20 protein-coding genes are annotated in these 15955 nt (G+C 74.2%); 12 read left to right on the top strand and 8 right to left on the bottom strand.

All coding sequences use genetic code 11. The features are described from left to right. Positions 1-43: 43 nt before the first annotated feature. The 4 genes from ACWERV_RS26280 to ACWERV_RS26265 all read left to right on the top strand — a co-directional run bounded on the left by ACWERV_RS26280 (position 44) and on the right by ACWERV_RS26265 (position 3658). On the top strand, positions 44-628 hold the full coding sequence (locus tag ACWERV_RS26280) for a SigE family RNA polymerase sigma factor (RefSeq protein ID WP_398192297.1): 585 nt from the start codon (positions 44-46) through the stop codon (positions 626-628). Further along, positions 625-1644 carry a hypothetical protein gene (locus tag ACWERV_RS26275; RefSeq protein WP_452937392.1) on the top strand — a complete coding sequence of 340 codons (1020 nt, stop codon included), beginning with the start codon at positions 625-627 and terminating at the stop codon, positions 1642-1644. The genes ACWERV_RS26280 and ACWERV_RS26275 overlap by 4 nt, the downstream gene beginning before the upstream one ends. A 4-nt stretch (positions 1645-1648) precedes the next feature. Further along, entirely contained in the window at positions 1649-2344 is a 696-nt protein-coding gene (gene cseB, locus ACWERV_RS26270) for a two-component system response regulator CseB (RefSeq protein ID WP_452937391.1), read from the top strand. Positions 2345-2440: 96 nt separating this feature from the next. Continuing rightward, the gene (locus ACWERV_RS26265; RefSeq protein ID WP_452937426.1) at positions 2441-3658 is read left to right on the top strand and encodes a sensor histidine kinase; all 1218 of its coding nucleotides are present in this window, start codon (positions 2441-2443) and stop codon (positions 3656-3658) included. Positions 3659-3716: 58 nt separating this feature from the next. Here the strand turns inward: ACWERV_RS26265 and ACWERV_RS26260 are convergent, their stop codons facing one another. Continuing rightward, positions 3717-4643, bottom strand: a complete 927-nt coding sequence (locus tag ACWERV_RS26260) for a zinc-binding dehydrogenase (protein WP_398192291.1) — start codon at positions 4641-4643, stop codon at positions 3717-3719. A 190-nt stretch (positions 4644-4833) separates the two neighbouring features. On the opposite strand from ACWERV_RS26260, the gene ACWERV_RS26255 reads away from it, so the two are divergent. Next, positions 4834-5280, top strand: a complete 447-nt coding sequence (locus ACWERV_RS26255; RefSeq protein WP_452937424.1) for an NUDIX domain-containing protein — start codon at positions 4834-4836, stop codon at positions 5278-5280. Here ACWERV_RS26255 and ACWERV_RS26250 read toward each other — a convergent pair. Then, positions 5232-5630 carry a hypothetical protein gene (locus tag ACWERV_RS26250; RefSeq protein ID WP_452937389.1) on the bottom strand — a complete coding sequence of 133 codons (399 nt, stop codon included), beginning with the start codon at positions 5628-5630 and terminating at the stop codon, positions 5232-5234. The genes ACWERV_RS26255 and ACWERV_RS26250 overlap by 49 nt on opposite strands. Before the next feature lie 32 nt (positions 5631-5662). Continuing rightward, the gene (locus ACWERV_RS26245) at positions 5663-6412 is read right to left on the bottom strand and encodes an ATP-binding protein (protein ID WP_452937388.1); all 750 of its coding nucleotides are present in this window, start codon (positions 6410-6412) and stop codon (positions 5663-5665) included. A gap of 194 nt (positions 6413-6606) precedes the next feature. Between ACWERV_RS26245 and ACWERV_RS26240 the strand changes: the two genes are divergently transcribed. From ACWERV_RS26240 to ACWERV_RS26230, 3 genes are all read left to right on the top strand, one after another. Continuing rightward, a complete protein-coding gene (locus ACWERV_RS26240) occupies positions 6607-7362 on the top strand; it encodes a helix-turn-helix domain-containing protein (protein WP_452937385.1) in 756 nt (251 codons plus the stop codon). 86 nt (positions 7363-7448) lie between these two features. Beyond that, positions 7449-7808: a hypothetical protein gene (locus ACWERV_RS26235; RefSeq protein ID WP_452937382.1), complete on the top strand. Its 360-nt coding sequence runs from the start codon at positions 7449-7451 to the stop codon at positions 7806-7808. Beyond that, positions 7805-8332 (top strand): GNAT family N-acetyltransferase, encoded by a 528-nt coding sequence (locus ACWERV_RS26230; protein WP_452937379.1) that lies wholly within the window; start codon positions 7805-7807, stop codon positions 8330-8332. The genes ACWERV_RS26235 and ACWERV_RS26230 overlap by 4 nt, the downstream gene beginning before the upstream one ends. Here ACWERV_RS26230 and ACWERV_RS26225 read toward each other — a convergent pair. Next, a complete protein-coding gene (locus ACWERV_RS26225) occupies positions 8304-9512 on the bottom strand; it encodes an MFS transporter (protein WP_452937377.1) in 1209 nt (402 codons plus the stop codon). The genes ACWERV_RS26230 and ACWERV_RS26225 overlap by 29 nt on opposite strands. Positions 9513-9600: 88 nt before the next feature. Here ACWERV_RS26225 and ACWERV_RS26220 point away from each other — a divergent pair, with 88 nt between their 5' ends. After that, complete coding sequence (locus tag ACWERV_RS26220; RefSeq protein ID WP_452937375.1) at positions 9601-10095, top strand: winged helix-turn-helix transcriptional regulator; 495 nt, start codon at positions 9601-9603, stop codon at positions 10093-10095. Positions 10096-10107: 12 nt separating this feature from the next. Here the strand turns inward: ACWERV_RS26220 and ACWERV_RS26215 are convergent, their stop codons facing one another. Together ACWERV_RS26215 and ACWERV_RS26210 are read right to left on the bottom strand one after the other, a co-directional pair. Then, positions 10108-10446 (bottom strand): hypothetical protein, encoded by a 339-nt coding sequence (locus ACWERV_RS26215; protein ID WP_452937372.1) that lies wholly within the window; start codon positions 10444-10446, stop codon positions 10108-10110. 67 nt (positions 10447-10513) lie between these two features. Continuing rightward, positions 10514-11050, bottom strand: a complete 537-nt coding sequence (locus ACWERV_RS26210; RefSeq protein ID WP_452937370.1) for a PadR family transcriptional regulator — start codon at positions 11048-11050, stop codon at positions 10514-10516. 98 nt (positions 11051-11148) lie between these two features. Between ACWERV_RS26210 and ACWERV_RS26205 the strand changes: the two genes are divergently transcribed. Beyond that, the gene (locus ACWERV_RS26205) at positions 11149-11928 is read left to right on the top strand and encodes an alpha/beta fold hydrolase (RefSeq protein WP_452937367.1); all 780 of its coding nucleotides are present in this window, start codon (positions 11149-11151) and stop codon (positions 11926-11928) included. 12 nt (positions 11929-11940) lie between these two features. On the opposite strand, the gene ACWERV_RS26200 is transcribed toward ACWERV_RS26205, so the two are convergent. Next, complete coding sequence (locus tag ACWERV_RS26200; protein WP_452937365.1) at positions 11941-12573, bottom strand: MarR family winged helix-turn-helix transcriptional regulator; 633 nt, start codon at positions 12571-12573, stop codon at positions 11941-11943. Positions 12574-12637: 64 nt separating this feature from the next. On the opposite strand from ACWERV_RS26200, the gene ACWERV_RS26195 reads away from it, so the two are divergent. Continuing rightward, positions 12638-13360 (top strand): SDR family NAD(P)-dependent oxidoreductase, encoded by a 723-nt coding sequence (locus tag ACWERV_RS26195; RefSeq protein ID WP_452937363.1) that lies wholly within the window; start codon positions 12638-12640, stop codon positions 13358-13360. A 57-nt stretch (positions 13361-13417) separates the two neighbouring features. On the opposite strand, the gene ACWERV_RS26190 is transcribed toward ACWERV_RS26195, so the two are convergent. Continuing rightward, entirely contained in the window at positions 13418-15034 is a 1617-nt protein-coding gene (locus tag ACWERV_RS26190) for an MDR family MFS transporter (protein ID WP_452937360.1), read from the bottom strand. Between the two features lie 208 nt (positions 15035-15242). On the opposite strand from ACWERV_RS26190, the gene ACWERV_RS26185 reads away from it, so the two are divergent. Beyond that, positions 15243-15926, top strand: coding sequence for a TetR/AcrR family transcriptional regulator (locus ACWERV_RS26185; RefSeq protein WP_452937358.1), 684 nt, complete (start codon positions 15243-15245; stop codon positions 15924-15926). The last annotated feature ends 29 nt before the right edge of the window (positions 15927-15955 follow it).

Below are 15955 nucleotides of genomic sequence, written 5' to 3'. Positions count from 1 at the left end.
CCTACGTTCGTCCGCAAGGACAAGCAAGGGGCGGGAGAACACGATGGCGGCGACCGGCGCGGGCTCAGGCGCGGTACTGGACTTCGAGGAGTACGTCAGGACGCGGCAGGACGCCCTGCTGCGCAGCGCCCGCCGCCTCGTCCCGGACCCGATAGACGCGCAGGACCTGGTGCAGACCGCGCTGGTGCGCACCTTCCCCCGCTGGGACACGATCGCCGACAAGACGCTCGCCGACGCGTACATGCGCCGCGTCATGATCAACACCCGCACGGAGTGGTGGCGCAGCCGCAAGCTGGAGGAAGTGCCCACCGGGGAGCTGCCGGAATCCGTCGTCGACGACGGGACCGAGCAGCGCGCGGACCGTGAGATGCTGCTCGACGCCATCGCCGGGCTCGCGCCCAAGCAGCGCCAGGTCGTCATGCTGCGGCACTACGGGCAGCTCACGACCGAGGAGACCGCCCGCGCGCTCGGCCTGTCGATCGGTACGGTCAAGAGCACGCTGCACCGGGCGCTGGCCCGGCTGCGGGACCACCTGGAGGACGGCGGCTACGGCTACCGCCACCGGCCGCGCCCGGGGGCGGGCACGAAGGCGGCGGAGGAGTTGACGGAGGCGATGTGCGTCGCGTGAGACACGCGAGTGCCGTGACGGCCGCGATGACCGCGCTGAGCAGCGCGTGCGTCGTGGTGTCCGGCTGCGGTGCGGCGGGGACGGGGGCCCGGAACGAGGGCCCGGCGCCCTCGCCGAGCACCCGCGCCGTCTCCACGCAGAGCGCGCCGCCCCTCGCGCTGGACAAGCACGCGCTGGCCACGATGGTCCGGCGGGACGACAGCGTGAGCCGGGACGTACGGGAGGACCTGGTGCCGTGCGGCCCGGCGCTGTCGGCCCGCAGGTCGGCGGCGGCGGACGCGGCGTCCGGCGGCGGAACGGACGACGGCACGGACGACGGCACGGGTGACGACCCCGGGGAGGACACCGGGGACGGCTCGGACGCGGGCGGGAGTGCGGGCGGAAGCGCGGGCGGGGACTCCGACCGCACTCCCCCCACCACACCCCCCTCCGAGTCCCGCACCGGCCGCACCTTCCGCTCCACCGCCCCCTCCGACCCGTCCGGCCGGGCCGACCCGTCCGACCCGTCCGACCCGGCCGACGCGGACAGCTACCCCGTGACCGTCGACTCCGGCAACCTCACCGCCGGGGACGGCCCCGACCTCGTGGTCAACGTCACGACCTGCGGGAACGGCCTGGGAGTGGCCGCGTACGTCTACCGTATGGTGAAGGGGAAATACCAGAACGTCTTCGCCGACGAGCGGCCGCCGGTCTACGGCAGCGTCGAGGACGGGCAGCTGGAGATCACGCACGAGGTGTACGAGATGAACGACCCGCTGTCGTCGCCGGTCGGGCAGGAGTCGGTGACGTACGTGTGGCGCGGCGGCCGCTTCGTCCAGGTCTCGCGCGAGTACGCGGACTTCGGGTCGAAGACGCCGACCGTCGTGCCCGAGCCGACCTCGACCGACCCCGCGCCGCGCCCCGACTCCGACCCGCTCGACCCGGGCCTGCCCACCGCGGCCGCCACGCAGTCCGTGCCGCCCGCGCAGCCCGACGGCACCGGGGCGTCCCCCGCGCCCACCGCGGCGGGCCGGTAGCCGCATGCTGTACCCCAACGGCCCGCACGTCCTGTTCGTCGAGGACGACGACGTGATCCGCGAGGCCACCACGCTCTCCCTGGAACGCGACGGCTTCCAGGTCACCGCCGCGCCCGACGGCGTCACCGGCCTGGACGCCTTCCGCGCCCGGCGGCCCGACCTCGCGCTGCTCGACGTCATGCTGCCGGGGCTGGACGGCGTCAGCCTGTGCCGGCAGATCCGCGACGAGTCGACCGTGCCGATCATCATGGTGTCCGCGCGGGCCGAGGCGATCGACGTCGTGCTCGGCCTGGAGGCGGGCGCCGACGACTACGTGACCAAGCCCTTCGACGGCGCCGTGCTCGTCGCCCGGATCCGCGCGGTGCTGCGCCGCTTCCGCGCCGCCCGGTCGGACGACCCGCCGCCCGACCCGGGCGCGCTGCTGTCCTTCGGCGACATCGCCATCGACCCGGAGGGCCTGGAGGTCACCCGGGACGGCGAACGCATCGCCCTCACCCCGACCGAGCTGCGGCTGCTGCTGGAGTTCGCGGCCGCGCCCGGCACCGTACTGTCGCGCGACCGGCTGCTCGCGCGGGTGTGGGACTACGAGTGGGGCGGCGACACCCGCGTCGTGGACGTGCACGTGCAGCGGCTGCGCGCGAAGGTCGGGCAGGACCGGATCGAGACCGTGCGCGGCTTCGGCTACAAGCTGCGGGCCTGAGGCGCGCCCGCCGTGCCCCCGCGCCGCCTCTCCTCCGCCCGCCTGGTGCGCCGCTGCCGCGTGCTGGCCCGGCGGGTGCGCCGCCGGCTGCCCGGGATGACGCTGCGGTGGAAGCTGAGCGCGGCCATCGCACTGGTGTCGGCGCTCGTCGTGGTCGCGCTGAGCCTGGTCGTGCACAACGCGGCGCGGGCCAGCATGATCAACGGCGCCCGGGACGTACAGGACGAGCGCGTGCAGTCCGCGCTGCGGATCTACGAGACGACGGGCCGGCTCGTCTTCTACGCCACGATCGACGACCCCCACCTGCCCGCGGAGCTGCGCACCTACGCGGACGACGGCCAGCGCGCCACGTACGTCCAGCGGACCCGGCACGGCCTGCGGGTGTGGGCCGCGACACCCGTGGGGAACGGCCGGGTGCTCTCGCTCAGGACCGGGATCACCGACCGCTACTCCGTCCTCACCGACCTCGACCGCACCCTCGTCATCGGCTCGGTGGCGGTGGTGCTGTGCGGTACGGCGCTCGGCGTGTTCGTCGGCGGCCGCATGTCGCGGCGGCTGCGGCGGGCGGCGCTCGCGGCCCGCAAGGCCGCCGACGGCGACACCAACGTGCGGGTGCGGGAGGCCATCGGCGGCGGCGGGCGGGACGAGACCGACGAACTCGCCCGCGCGGTCGACGCGATGGCCGACGCCCTGCAACGGCGGCTGGAGGCCGAACGCCGGGTGACCGCGGACATCGCCCACGAACTGCGCACCCCCCTCACGGGGTTGGTCACCGCCGCCGAACTCCTCCCGGCCGGGCGCCCGTCGGAGCTGGTACGCGACCGGGTGCACGCGCTGCGCACGCTCGTCGAGGACGTCCTGGAGGTCGCCCGGCTGGACGGCGCCGCCGAACGGGCCGACCTCCAGGAGGTCGTGCTGGGCGAGTTCGTCCGCCGCCGGGTGCCGGTGCTCGCGCCCGGGGCGCGCGTCACGGTGGTGGCGGACGCGGTGGTCCAGACCGACCCGCGACGGCTCGACCGCGTCCTCGGCAACCTGCTCGCGAACGCCGCCCGGCACGGCGCCGGGCCCGTCGACGTCCTGGTCGACGGCCCCTTCGTCCGCGTCCGCGACCACGGACCCGGCTTCCCCGCCGACCTGCTCCGCGACGGCCCCAGCCGCTTCCGCACCGGCTCCACCGACCGCTCCGGCGGCCACGGCCTGGGCCTGACGATAGCCACCGGCCAGGCCCGCGTCCTCGGTGCCCGCCTCACCTTCCGCAACGCGCCGCCCTCGGCGGGCGGCGGAGCGGTGGCGCAACTGCTGCTGCCGCGCTGAGGGGTGGGGGTGGCGCCGCCTCGCCGGTCACACCCCCGCCGTGGGGCCGCCCCACCCGTCACGCGCCCGGCGTCACCTCCAGCACCGCCTTGCCCGCGACGCGGCGGTCGAGCAGGGCCGCGGCCGCCTCCCGGACGCGCTCCCAGGGGCCGCGCCAGCCGATCTGCGGGTCGAGGCGGCCCTCCCCCAGCAGGGCGGCGAGGTGGGCGAGATCGGGGCCGAAGGGGGCGTCCGGGGTGCCCACCATGAAGACCTCCAGGCGTTTGGCGCCGCCCGCGCGCCGCGCCGTCTCCAGGTCCAGGGTGGAGGGCAGGCCCGAGGCCGAGCCGATGCTCTGGAGGCTGCCGCCCGGCTCCAGCAGGGCGAAGGCCTCGCCGAGGAGCGGCCCGCCGACGTTCTCCAGCACGCCGAAGACGGGCGCGGAGACGTCCGCGAGGCCCGTGACGACCTCCCGCGCGCCCAACTCCCGCAGACCCGCCCCGCGTTCCGGGCTGCCCACGGCGGCGACCACGTACGCGCCCGCGAGCGCGGCCAGTTGGACGGCGAAGCGCCCGACGCCGCCCGAGGCCCCCGTCACCAGCACCCGGCGCCCCACCACGGGCCCCAGCTGCCGCAGCGCGCGCAGCGCGGTGACCCCGGCGGCGGGCAGCGCCGCGGCCTCCGCGAAGCCGACGCCGTCCGGGAGGACGGCGAGATGCTCGGTGTCGGCGGCCCGCACCTGCGCCCAGGCGGCGCGCCCCCACCCGAACGTCACGACGCGGGCGCCGACGCCCGGCCCCGAACCGTCGGCCGCGGCCCGCCGCACCACCCCCGCGGCGTCCAGCCCCAGCACCGTGCCGGGCGGCGTGGCGGGGTCCAGGTGGGCGACGTCCGTGAAGTTGACGGACACCGCCCGCACCTCGACGAGCGCCTGCCCGTCCCCCGGCACCGGCTCCGGCGCCGTTCCCAGCGTGATGCCCTCGCCGTCGTACACCACCGCGCGCATGGCTCTCCCCGATCGTGCGACCGGCCCGCGGATCCGGGCCCCGTCCCGTCATCCTCAAGCGGCCCGTGCACGGCGGTCCAATACCCGCTGTCATAGCCGTCGGCTATCAAGGAGGGAGCGCCCGCACCCGCCTGGAGGCCCCGTGACCGACACCGCCCGCCCCGCCCCGCTCCCGCCCGCGCTCTCCGCGATGACGCTGCTCGCCGCGGCCGTCGTCGTCCACGACACCGCGACGGACCGCGTCCTGCTCCTGCGCCGCGGCGACGGGGCGAGGTTCGCCCCCGGGAAATGGGACCTCCCGTCCGGCAAGTGCGACCCGGGCGAGCCCGTCACGGCCACCGCCGTCCGCGAACTCCACGAGGAGACCGGCCTGGTGGTCGCCCCCGAGGCGCTGCGCCTCACGCACGTCGTCCACGGCGCGTGGGGCGTCCAGTCCCCCAACGGCTTCGTGACCGTCGTCTTCGCCGCCACCACCTGGTCCGGCACGGCGGAGAACCGCGAGCCCGCCAAGCACTCCGCGGTCGCCTGGACCCCGACGGCCGCCCTCCCCACCCCCTTCGTCCCCTCCTCCGCGACCGCCCTCACCTCCTACCTGGCGTCCGCTCCCCCGTCCGTCACGATCCGCGGCTGGGACTGACCGTCCCGGAGCCCCTGAAGCGCCGTACGGGCCGCCGCGACGAAGTCCTCACGGGCGGCCTTGAACGCCTTCCAGTCCGGCCGCACCCCGCCGTCCCGGTGCAGCGCGGCCAGCTCGTCCAGCAGAACGCGGCCCTCCCGGACGGGCCCGCCCCCCTCGACCTCGATCACCGCGAAAGCCCCACGCGTCACCGCGTACGCCCGATCCACAGCCGCGACAGCGGCGACCTCGTCGGCATACCGCCCGTCCACGCGGAACCACGCGACGTGGGCTTCGGCATCGGCAGCGGCCAGAAAGGCGGCGTAGGCGTCACGCCGCGCCAGATACAGCACAGGGGAGTCGTCGAGCATGCGGCCACGCCAGGGCGCCGACGCCAGGCCCGTCAGCACCCCGTGCCCGACACACCCGGGTTGTGGTCGGTGAGTTGGTAGCTGTGCCCGCCGGGGTGGCCGTCGTACGAGCAGCACGCCTCGTCCGGCGCGCCGGGATCGACCGCGGGGCAGTCGGGAAGCACCACGAGGCACGGCGGACCCTCGCCCCACCGGGCCCACACCGCACCGGTGTCGATGCCGTCGAGGTGCACGGCGTGCGCGTGGTGGGGGCCCGAGGTGTGCGCCTGGAGCACGCAGCGCAGGTCCTGTTCGCCGTCCAGCAGGCGGCACTCACCGCAGACGGGCAGAGGCGCGGGCACGTAGCCGCCCGGGGCGGGGAGTACGGCCCAGGTCGTCTTGCCGCGCCGCCCCGGCATCCAGCCCCAGTCCGCGGCGAAGGCGGCCACGAGCGGGAGGCCGCGGCCTGTCTCGGCGTACGGGTCCGCGTCCGTGCGGAGCACCGGCGGTGCGGGCGAGCCGTCCCGCACCTCGACCACGGCCCGCCCGCCGCCCGCCCCGAGGACGACCTCGGCTCCCGCGCCAGGCGCGTGCCGGAGCGCGTTACCGGCCAGCTCGCCCAGCACGAGCCCCACCCCGTCCGCACTCTCCGCGAGCCCCAGCCCGCTCAGCCACTCCCCCACCTCCCGCCGGGCCCGCCCGACGTCCCCGAGACCGGGCCCGACGCCGAACCTCAGCCGGTGCGGGGGCCGTACGCCGGGACGTTCGCGCGGCGCGGGGACAGTGGGGATGACGCTGCTCATGCGTACTCCGATCCGGTACGAACTCGGCCTAGGGGCGCGGGTATCGGGCCGCACCTCTGCGTGACAGAACCGTCACGACATGAGAGTGACGCCAGGTCATCGGCTTTCGCGACGGTATTCACGGCGTCGGAGCGGCGGCATCAAGGGCGTCATTTCGGTGTCATTGCCGCCGCGCGACGGCTAGCGTGGGCGCCATGACCACACCCAACGGCTCCCTGCGGGCCGCGCGTATGAGCCTGCGCATGTCGCAGGACGACTTCGCCCGCGCGCTACAGGAGGCCGGGCGACGGCGGGGCGAGCCCAACGACGCGTCGAAGCGGCTGGTGCAGCGGTGGGAGGCGGGCACGTCCGTGACGCCGCGCCCGGCCTACGCCCGCGCGCTGGAGGTCGTCACGGGGCTGCCCGTCGAGGCCCTGGGATTCTCACCGGCGGTGCCACAGGCCCGCGTCGCGGACGACGGCCGAGGCGGGCACGATCTCGCCCCGGCGCCGGACGGCATCGCCGCGGCCCACGGTAGTCCGGCCACCCAGCCCGCCACGCGCGGCGCCTACTCGGGGGTCTGGCTCTCGCGCTACGAGTACGTGTCCTCCGGCCGCGAGGGGCAGGTTTTCACGGGGCTGCACTACATCGTGATCCTCCAGCACGCCGACCGGCTGACCGTCCGCAGCCTCCCCGGCTCCTCCGACTCCCCCCTCACCATGGACCTCACCGCCGACGGCAACGTCGTGACCGGCACCTGGGTCGAACAGACCGCCGCCGACGGCTACTACCGGGGCGCCCGCTACCACGGCGCCGTCCAACTCCTCGCGGACCCCACCGGGCGCCGCCTGACCGGCAAGTGGGTCGGCTTCGGCAGTGAGATGGACGTCAACACCGGCCCCTGGGACCTCGTCTTCCAGGACACCTCGACGAACAAGGCCACCCTGGACGCCTACAACCGCCGCCCCTGAGCCGATACTCGCCCCCGCACGGGGCAGTTATGAGGGCAAGCGGTTCCTCCGCCGAACATCCACGCCCACGAGGGGAGTTCGAGGCCATGACCCCCGAACCCGGCCGCCGTTTCCGTGACGCCTGGATCGCCGGAGTCCGCAAGCACCATCCCGGGGAGCCGAAGCCCGGCTACGTCACGCCCTGGGAGGACACACCCGCGTGGGAGCGGGCCGCCGCGGCGGCCGTCGAAGGGCAGGTGGAGGCCTTCCTCGACGTCAGCGAGGGGCATGCGGAGAAGCTGAGCCGGGAGCAGAAGGGGCGGTTCGTCGCCACGTGCTGGATCGCGCAGATCCACCGGCTCATCTCGGATCCGAAGCCGGGGTACGTCGCCGACTGGGCCGAACTCCCCGACTGGCAGCGGGAGACGGACGCGGACATCTTCGAGGCGCTCGAAGCACGGGGGTGACCCTCGCCGTCCGGCAGCACGGGGCCGACGAGGCGCGGGCGTTGGTCGAGGAGCTGGCCCGCGTCTGGACGGAGGCGCACCCGGAGTTCGGCGCGGTCGCGGACCGGCGTGGCGGGGAATTCCGGGCGCAGGTCCACGGGCACCTCCGGCACGCCGGGTTCGTCCTCACCGCCGCGTACGGCAGCGGCACGCTCGTCGGCTTCGGCTACGGCTTCCCGTGCTCCGCCGCGTACTGGTACGGCGAGGAGCTGTTGCCGCGGATCCCGGCCGAGGCTCGCCAAGGGCTCATGGGGCTGTGCGAACTCGCCGTACGCCCCGGGTGGCAGTCCCGCGGCATCGGCACCCGGCTCCACGAAGCCCTCGTCGAGGCGGTCGCCCCGCAGTGGACCTCACTGCTCGTCGATCCCGCCAACCACCGGGGGCGCGCCTTCTACGACCGGCTCGGCTACCGCTCCGCGGGCCCGTACCGGAACGGTGGCGAGACCTACGACCTGCTCATCGCCCGTGCGCACGGGAGGAGCTAGACGGTATGGCCCCGGTCCGCGGCTGGGGTTGGCGCAGTACGCCGACCGCCCACACGGTCAGCGCGCAGGTGGCGAAGGTGGCGCCGAGGAGGCTGGAGGCCGGCCAGCCGTGGGTGCCGTAGGCGGTGGTGGTCGTGGCGGCGCCGAGGGCGGAGCCGAGTGCGTAGAAGACCATGTATGCGCCGATGACGCCGCTGAGGCGGTCCGGGTGCGCGGCGGTGAGCACGTGCTGGTTGCTGACGTGCACGGCCTGGACGGCGAAGTCGAGCAGCACGATCCCGGCCGCCAGCAGCCACAGCGACGACGGCAGCCGTTCGATCGCCGCCCAGGAGGCGACGAGCAGCGCGAGGGCGAGGCCGGTGACCGGGGTCGCGCGCCCGGCGTCGGCCCAGCGTCCCGCGCGGGCCGCGCCGAGCGCGCCCGCGAGGCCGAGGACGCCGAACAGGCCGATCCGGCTCTCACCGAGGTGCCAGGGGGCGTCCGCGAGCGGGAGGGACAGCCCGCTCCACAGCGTGCCGAAGGAGGCGAAGAGGAAGAAGGCGATGAGGCCGCGGGTGAGGAAGAGGCGCTGTGTGAAGAGCCCGCCGAGGGCGGCGACCGCGCCCGCGTAGTCCGTGGCACGGCGGGGCCGGTCCTCCGCGGGCAGGCAGCCGAGGACGAGGCCCGCGAGCCCCAGTGACAGCGCGGCGAGCACGGCGTAGACGCTGCGCCAGCCCCACACCTGGGCGAGGACGCCCGCGACGACGCGCGCGCCCAGGATGCCGACGACGACGCCCGAGGTCACGACGCCGATGGTCCGGCCGCGTTCGGCGGGGGGCGAGAGGGACGCGGCGTAGGCGACGGTCGTCTGCACCACGACCGCGAACGTCCCGGCCGTCGCGAGTCCGGCGAACGCCGCCCACGCGGCGGGCGCCGCGGCCGTGAGGACCGCGCCCGCCGCGGTGGCGGCCAGGTGCACGGCGATCAGCCGGCGCCGGTCGGCCACGACGTCGCCGAGCGGTACGAGCAGCACGAGCCCGGCCAGGTAGCCGAACTGGCCGCCCGCGACGATCCAGCCGGTGCGGCCCGCGGGTACGCCGAGGTCGCGCCCCATCGGCCCGAGGACCGGCTGCGCGGCGTAGACGGCGGCCACGGCCACACCGCACACCGTCGCGAGCAGCAGGCGCCGCCATGTGGTCATCGCGCCCGCACCTCCTATCGGTAGCACATTGAAACCGATTGGACGGTACGGCATGATGGTTTTGATCCGCAACTCATTGGGAGATGTCATGAACGGCGACGACGGCGCGCCCGCCGCGGCCCCCGACCCCGACCGGCCCGAGGTCGACTGGACCGACCCGGAGTGCCCGGTGGCCCGCACGCTCGACCTGGTCGGCGACCGGTGGAGCCTGCTCGTGATCCGCGACGCGATGGACGGGGCGCGGGCGTTCACCGAGTTCCAGCGCCGTACCGGCATCGCGCGCAACATCCTCGCCGACCGCCTCCGCAAGCTCACCGCCCACGGGCTCCTCGCCCAGCGCACCGCAGCGACCGGCCGCCGTCAGGAGTACGTCCTCACCGACGCGGGCCACGCGCTCTTCCCCGTCATCCTCACCCTGCGCCAGTGGGGCGAACACCACGCCTTCGCCCCCGGCGAGCACCGCTCCACGCTGACCGGCACGGACGGCACCCCCGTCCCCGCCTTCACCCCGACCGCCCCCGACGGCACCCGGCTGGACGCGGCCACCACACGCGTCCGGAAGCCCCGGAGCCCCCAGGGGTAGGGCGACGCCCCCTCAGGGGAACTCGTGCACCACCTGGATCTCGCCGACGATGTGCGCGTTGAACTCGGGGAGTTCCTCCGCCGGGACCCACAGTTCGAGGATCGTGCGGCCACCGGCCTGCCGCACGGGGTAGCGGGCCAGGAAGTCGGACTCGACCTCGAAGCGGGTGACGTAGCCCGCGCCGTCATGGGGGACGTTCCAGTCGCGGGCGATCGTGATCGCGTAGTCCTCGTTCAGCACGGGGTAGAAGATCGGCTGCTCGGGGAGGCGGGGCGGCCAGGCGCGCCAGGCGAGGGCGCGGACGAGGTCGAGTTCGGCCGGGCCGGTGGGGCGCCAGAGGGTGGTGGTCATCGGGGGGCTTTCGGAGGAGGCCGGGGCATGCGCACCGTAGCCGGTCGGTACGCGGGCGGGCCACGGCTTATCCCGCTGCCGCGGCGTCCAGGGACGTCAGGGTCTCGTGGAGCCACGCCCGCTCCGCCTTGGTCGTCGCGCGGGCGATGAGCAGGACGCCGCGGCGGAAGGGGTCGGGCATGTCCTCGGCCCGCTGGGGGCCGGTGTCGTCGTGGAAGAAGCTCGACGGGGTGTCGAGGAAGGCGAGGCGGCGGCGGAGGACGGCGGCCTGGGCCGCGGGATCGGGGAGGTGGCGGAGGAAGGCCAGGACGGTGAACCAGCGGTTCTCGTTGGTGATGTCCTGCTCCGCGGGTTCCGCGAGGCGGCGGTGGATTTCGGCGCGGCCCTCGTCGGTGAGGCTCAGGACGTGGCGGGGGGCCGCGGCCGCGCCGGGCTGGGGGGTGCGGCTCAGCAGGCCGGCCTGCTCCAGCCGTTTGATCGCCGGGTAGAGCGTGCTCTCCGCCACCGGCTTGACGTGGCCGCTCAGCGCGGCGATCCGGCGCCGCAGGTCGTAGCCGTGCAGCGGCTCCTCGTGGAGGAAGCCGAGGATCGCGAGTTCCAGCATCGGATCATTGTCCCCCATCGAAGGGGTATCTCGGGAGCGACATACATCGGTGACGATGTATGGTGAGGCGCGAACACGCGAGCGAAGGAGCAAGGAACATGCGTCAGACACGCTTCGGCACCGGCGGCGCCCACATCCGGTGGACGGAGGCCGCCGGGAGCGGACAGACGGAGTGGGACGGGCCCGCGCGCGTCCATGTGCACGGGCTCGGCGCGGCCTCGGGCGCCTACACCGCGCACCTCACCGCCGACCCGCTGCTCTCCGGGCGCCGCACCCTCTTCGTCGACCTGCCCGGCTTCGGCCTCAGCGACCGCCCCGCCGACTTCGGCTACACGCTGGAGGAGCACGCGGACGCGGTCGCCTGCGTGCTGGACGCAGCGGGCGTGCGGGGCGCGGAGCTGATCGGGCACAGCATGGGCGGCGCGGTCGCGATCGTGCTGGCCCACCGCAGGCCGGAGCTGGTCTCCCGGCTCGTGCTCGCGGAGGCGAACCTCGACCCGGCCCCGCCGCAGGCCACCCAGGACAGCAGCGCGATCGCGACCTGGTCGGAGGAGGAGTTCGTGCACGGCGGCGGCTTCGCGGCCACGCTGGAGCGCGTCGGCTGGCTCTGGGCGGCGACCATGCGCACCTCGGACCCGCTCGCGCTGCACCGCTCGGCCACCGCGCTGGTGCGCGGCACGCAGCCGACGATGCGCGCGATGCTCGAATCGCTCACCGACATCCCCCGCACCTACCTGGTGGGCGAGCGTTCCGGGGAGGACGGGGTGGACCGGGCCGGGCTGGAGGCCGCGGGCGTGGAGGTGGTGACCGTCCCGGAAGCCGGGCACTGCGTCATGTTCGACAACCCGGCCGCGTACGCCCGCGCCATCGCCGCCTGAGCCGCCCCCGCGTCAGCTCTCGCCGGGGGAGGCCGTACGGCGCCGGACGTCGGCCATGAGCGTGTCCAGCAGGGCGATGAGCTGGGCGCGCTGCTCCGGCTCCAGGCCCTGGACGAGGCTCGCCTCGCGGCCGAGCACCGCGTCGACGGACCGCTCGATGAGGTCGTGCCCCGCGGGCGTGAGCGCGACCTCCACCGCGCGGGGCCCGGCGCCGGGCGTACGGCGGACCAGGCCCTCGCGTTCGGCGCGGGCCACGCGCTGCGAGACCGCCCCGGCCGTGACGAGCGTCCGGCGGGCGATCTCGCGGGTCCCGAGGGCGTACGGGGGGCCCGCGCGGCGGATGACGGACAGCAGGTCGAGGGTCGCCGCGTCGATGCCCGCGGCGCGCAGGACGCGGGCCCGGTCGTCCGCGAAGAGCTTGGCCAGCCACCAGAGGGGCGTCACGATCTCGATCGAGTCGGTGGGGGCGGTCGGCCGCTCCCGCCGCCACGCCGCCGCGATCCCGGCGGCCGTCCGCGCGGAGCCGGCCGTATCGGATCCTGCCGCGTCAGACCCGGCCGTATCGGAGCGGGACGCCTCGGGGCGGGACGCCTCAGCGCCGGAAGCGTCGTCGCCGGGCACCGCCTCCACCCCGGAAACCCCCATGCCGCCGCCCTCCGCCATCCGCTACGTTTAGGTCTAAACATAGCACCGCACCCCGGAGGCCCCCATGCCCCGCACCGTTCTCGTCACCGGCGGCACCAGCGGTATCGGCCGTGCCGTCGCCGCGCTCTTCGCCGCCGACCGGGCCCAGGTGATCGTCACCGGGCGGCACCAGGACACCGTGACGCAAGCCGCCGAGGAACTGGGCGCGGGCGTGACCGGCGCCGTCTGCGACGCGTCCGACCCGGACCAGGTCGCCGCGCTCGCGGCCCGCCTCGACAGCCTCGACGTCCTGGTCAACGCGGCCGGCGGGCTGCCCGCGGCCCCCACCGGGAGCGACGGCGCCCTGCACGGCGTCCTCGCCCAGTGGCAGGACAGCCTCGCGCAGAACCTGCTCACCGCCGTCCTGACCACCACCGCCGTACGGCCCCTGCTCACCGCGCACAGCTGCGTCGTCAGCATCGGCTCGATCGGCGCCGAGCGGCGCGGCGGCTCCTACGGGGCGGCCAAGGCGGCCCTCGCGGCCTGGAACGCGGCGCTCTCCCACGAGCTCGGGCCCAGCGGCGTGACCTGCAACGTCATCGCGGCCGGCTATATCGAGGGCACCGGCTTCTTCCGTGGCGGGATGACCGGCGAGCGGCACCGCGCCCTCGTCGAGGAGACGCACGACAAGCGGGCGGGCACGGTGGACGACATCGCGCGGACCGCGTTCTTCCTCGCCTCCCCCGGCGCCCGGCACATCACCGGCCAGACCCTGCACGTCAACGGCGGCGCCCACACCACCCGGTGACACGCGAGAGCCCCCGCCCGCCGGGAACGGCGGACGGGGGCTCCGGTACGGCAGGGCTCAGAGCGCGTCGGCGAGCAGCGGCTCGTCCTCCGTCTCGGAAGAGGCCTTCGGCTTGGCGCCGGACGCGCCGCGCAGCGGCGTCTCGACCAGGAACCAGGCGGCCAGGAAGCCGAGGACGCTCACGATCGCGCCCCACAGGAAGACCACGTGCGTACCGGACGACACCGCGTGGAAGTACGCGTCCTTCAGGCCCGCAGGGAACTTCGCGATCGTGGCCGGGTCCAGCTGGGCCCCGCCCTTCATCGCGGCCGCCCCGCCCGGCGCGGACTCCATGGAGTGCTGCACCTTGTGCGAGAAGAGCGCGCCGAAGAGGGAGACGCCGAAGGAGCCGCCGATCGTGCGGAAGAGCGTCGCGGACGACGAGCCGACGCCGATGTCCCGCATCTCCACGCTGTTCTGCGCGACCAGCATGGTGATCTGCATGATGAAGCCCATGCCCGCGCCGAGCACGGCCATGTACAGGCCGGACATGAAGCGCGTGGTGTCGACGCCCATCGTGGACAGCAGCGCCAGGCCGACGGTGATGAGCGCGCCGCCGACGATCGGGAAGATCTTGTAGCGGCCGGTCGCCGTCGTGACACGGCCGGCGACCATCGAGACGGCCATCATCGCGAGCAGCATCGGCAGCAGCAGCAGGCCGGAGTTGGTCGCGGAGGCGCCCTGCACGGTCTGCTGGTAGAGCGGCAGGAAGGTCATCGCGCCGAACATCGTGAAGCCGACGAGGAAGCCGATGACGGAGATGAGCGAGAAGTTCGCGTTGCGGAAGATCCGCAGCGGCATGATCGGCTCGGGGGCGCGGGTCTGGGACCGGATGAAGGCCGCGAGCGTGACCAGGCCGAGCACCAGCAGGCCGATGATCTGGACGGAGCCCCAGGCGTACTCGGTGCCGCCCCAGGTGGTCAGCAGCACCAGCGAGGTGATGGAGACCGTCAGCAGCACGCCGCCGAGGTAGTCGATCCGGCCCTGGCTGCGCTTCTTCGGCAGGTGCAGCACCGTCGTGACGACGGCGAGCGCGATCGCGCCGATCGGCAGGTTGATGTAGAAGCTCCAGCGCCATCCCCAGTTGTCGGTGATGGAGCCGCCGACGAGCGGGCCGCCGATCATGGCGATGGCCATGACACCGGCGATCATGCCCTGGTACTTGCCGCGCTCCCGCGGCGGGATCAGCTCGCCGATGATGGCCATGACGCCCACCATCAGACCGCCGGCGCCCAGGCCCTGGAAGGCCCGGAAGGCGATCAGCTGGTCCATCGACTGGGCGGCGCCGGAGGCGGCCGAGCCGATCAGGAACAGCACGATCGAGGTCAGGAAGATGCCCTTGCGGCCGTACATGTCGCCGAGCTTGCCCCAGATGGGGGTGGAGGCGGCCGTGGCCAGGGTGTAGGCCGTGACGACCCACGAGAGGTGGTTGAGGCCGCCGAGCTCGCCGACGATCGTCGGCATCGCGGTGCCGACGATCATGTTGTCGAGCATCGCCAGCAGCATCGCGATCAGCAGGCCGCCCATCACCACGCGCACGCTGCGCTGGCGGGGCCCGCTCTCCTTGCCGTCCGCTCCGGCACCTGCGGGCAGCGGCCCGGATGCGGAGGGTGTGGCGGATTCGGTCTGGGACATGACCGGTGGTTTCTCCCCCATACGAGGGCGGTCGTTCAGCGGTACTTACTTGCCGCCCGGCTAGCACATTGTCGTATGAGCACGGTACGGTGCTAACTAGCCGGGCGTCAAGTAAGTGCGTAGCCTGGCAGGCAGGCCCTACCGTGAGGGCTTTCGAGCCCGTCCCCCTCCCGGCGGAGGGTCACACAGCAGGAGAGCGACGGTCATCATGGGCACACCGCAGCAGGAGCAGCACGCCCACGCCCACCCGCAGGAGCAGCACGGCCACGCGGCCCATACGCGGGAGCAGCCCGCCCACGCGCCCACGCACGCCCACGCGCACCAGCGCAGGGGCGACACCCGCGGGCGCATCCAGCAGATCGCGCTGGAGCTGTTCGCCGAGCAGGGCTACGAGAAGACCTCGCTGCGAGAGATCGCCGAACGCCTCGACGTCACGAAGGCGGCGCTCTACTACCACTTCAAGACCAAAGAAGACATCATCACCAGCATCGCCGAGGACCTGACGACGCCGGTCGAGGACCTGGTGAACTGGGCCGAGGGGCAGCCGCGCACGCTGGCGACCAAGCAGGAGCTGCTGCGCCGGTACAGCGACATCCTGTGGAAGTCCGCGAACTTCTTCCGCTTCGTCCAGGAGAACCAGGCCACCGTCCGGGACCTGAACATCGGCGAGCGGATGAAGAGCAGCATGTCCGCGCTCGGCAACCTGCTCAAGGACCCCGGCGCACCGCTGCCGGCGCAGGTCCGCAGCGTCACCGCGCTGTTCTCGATGCACGCCGGGATGTTCGTGATGCAGAACGTCGAGGGCGACCCCGAGGAGAAGCGCATGGCCATCCTCGAGGTCGCCCTCGATCTTGTCGCCCAGGCGGAGACGGGCGGCACTCTTACGAGTTGACCCGTCCCGCGCCCGGTTGACGTATCAGC

It is taken from the genome of Streptomyces sp. NPDC004031 (genome assembly GCF_053604375.1).
This window is presented reverse-complemented; position numbering and strand designations above follow the sequence as displayed.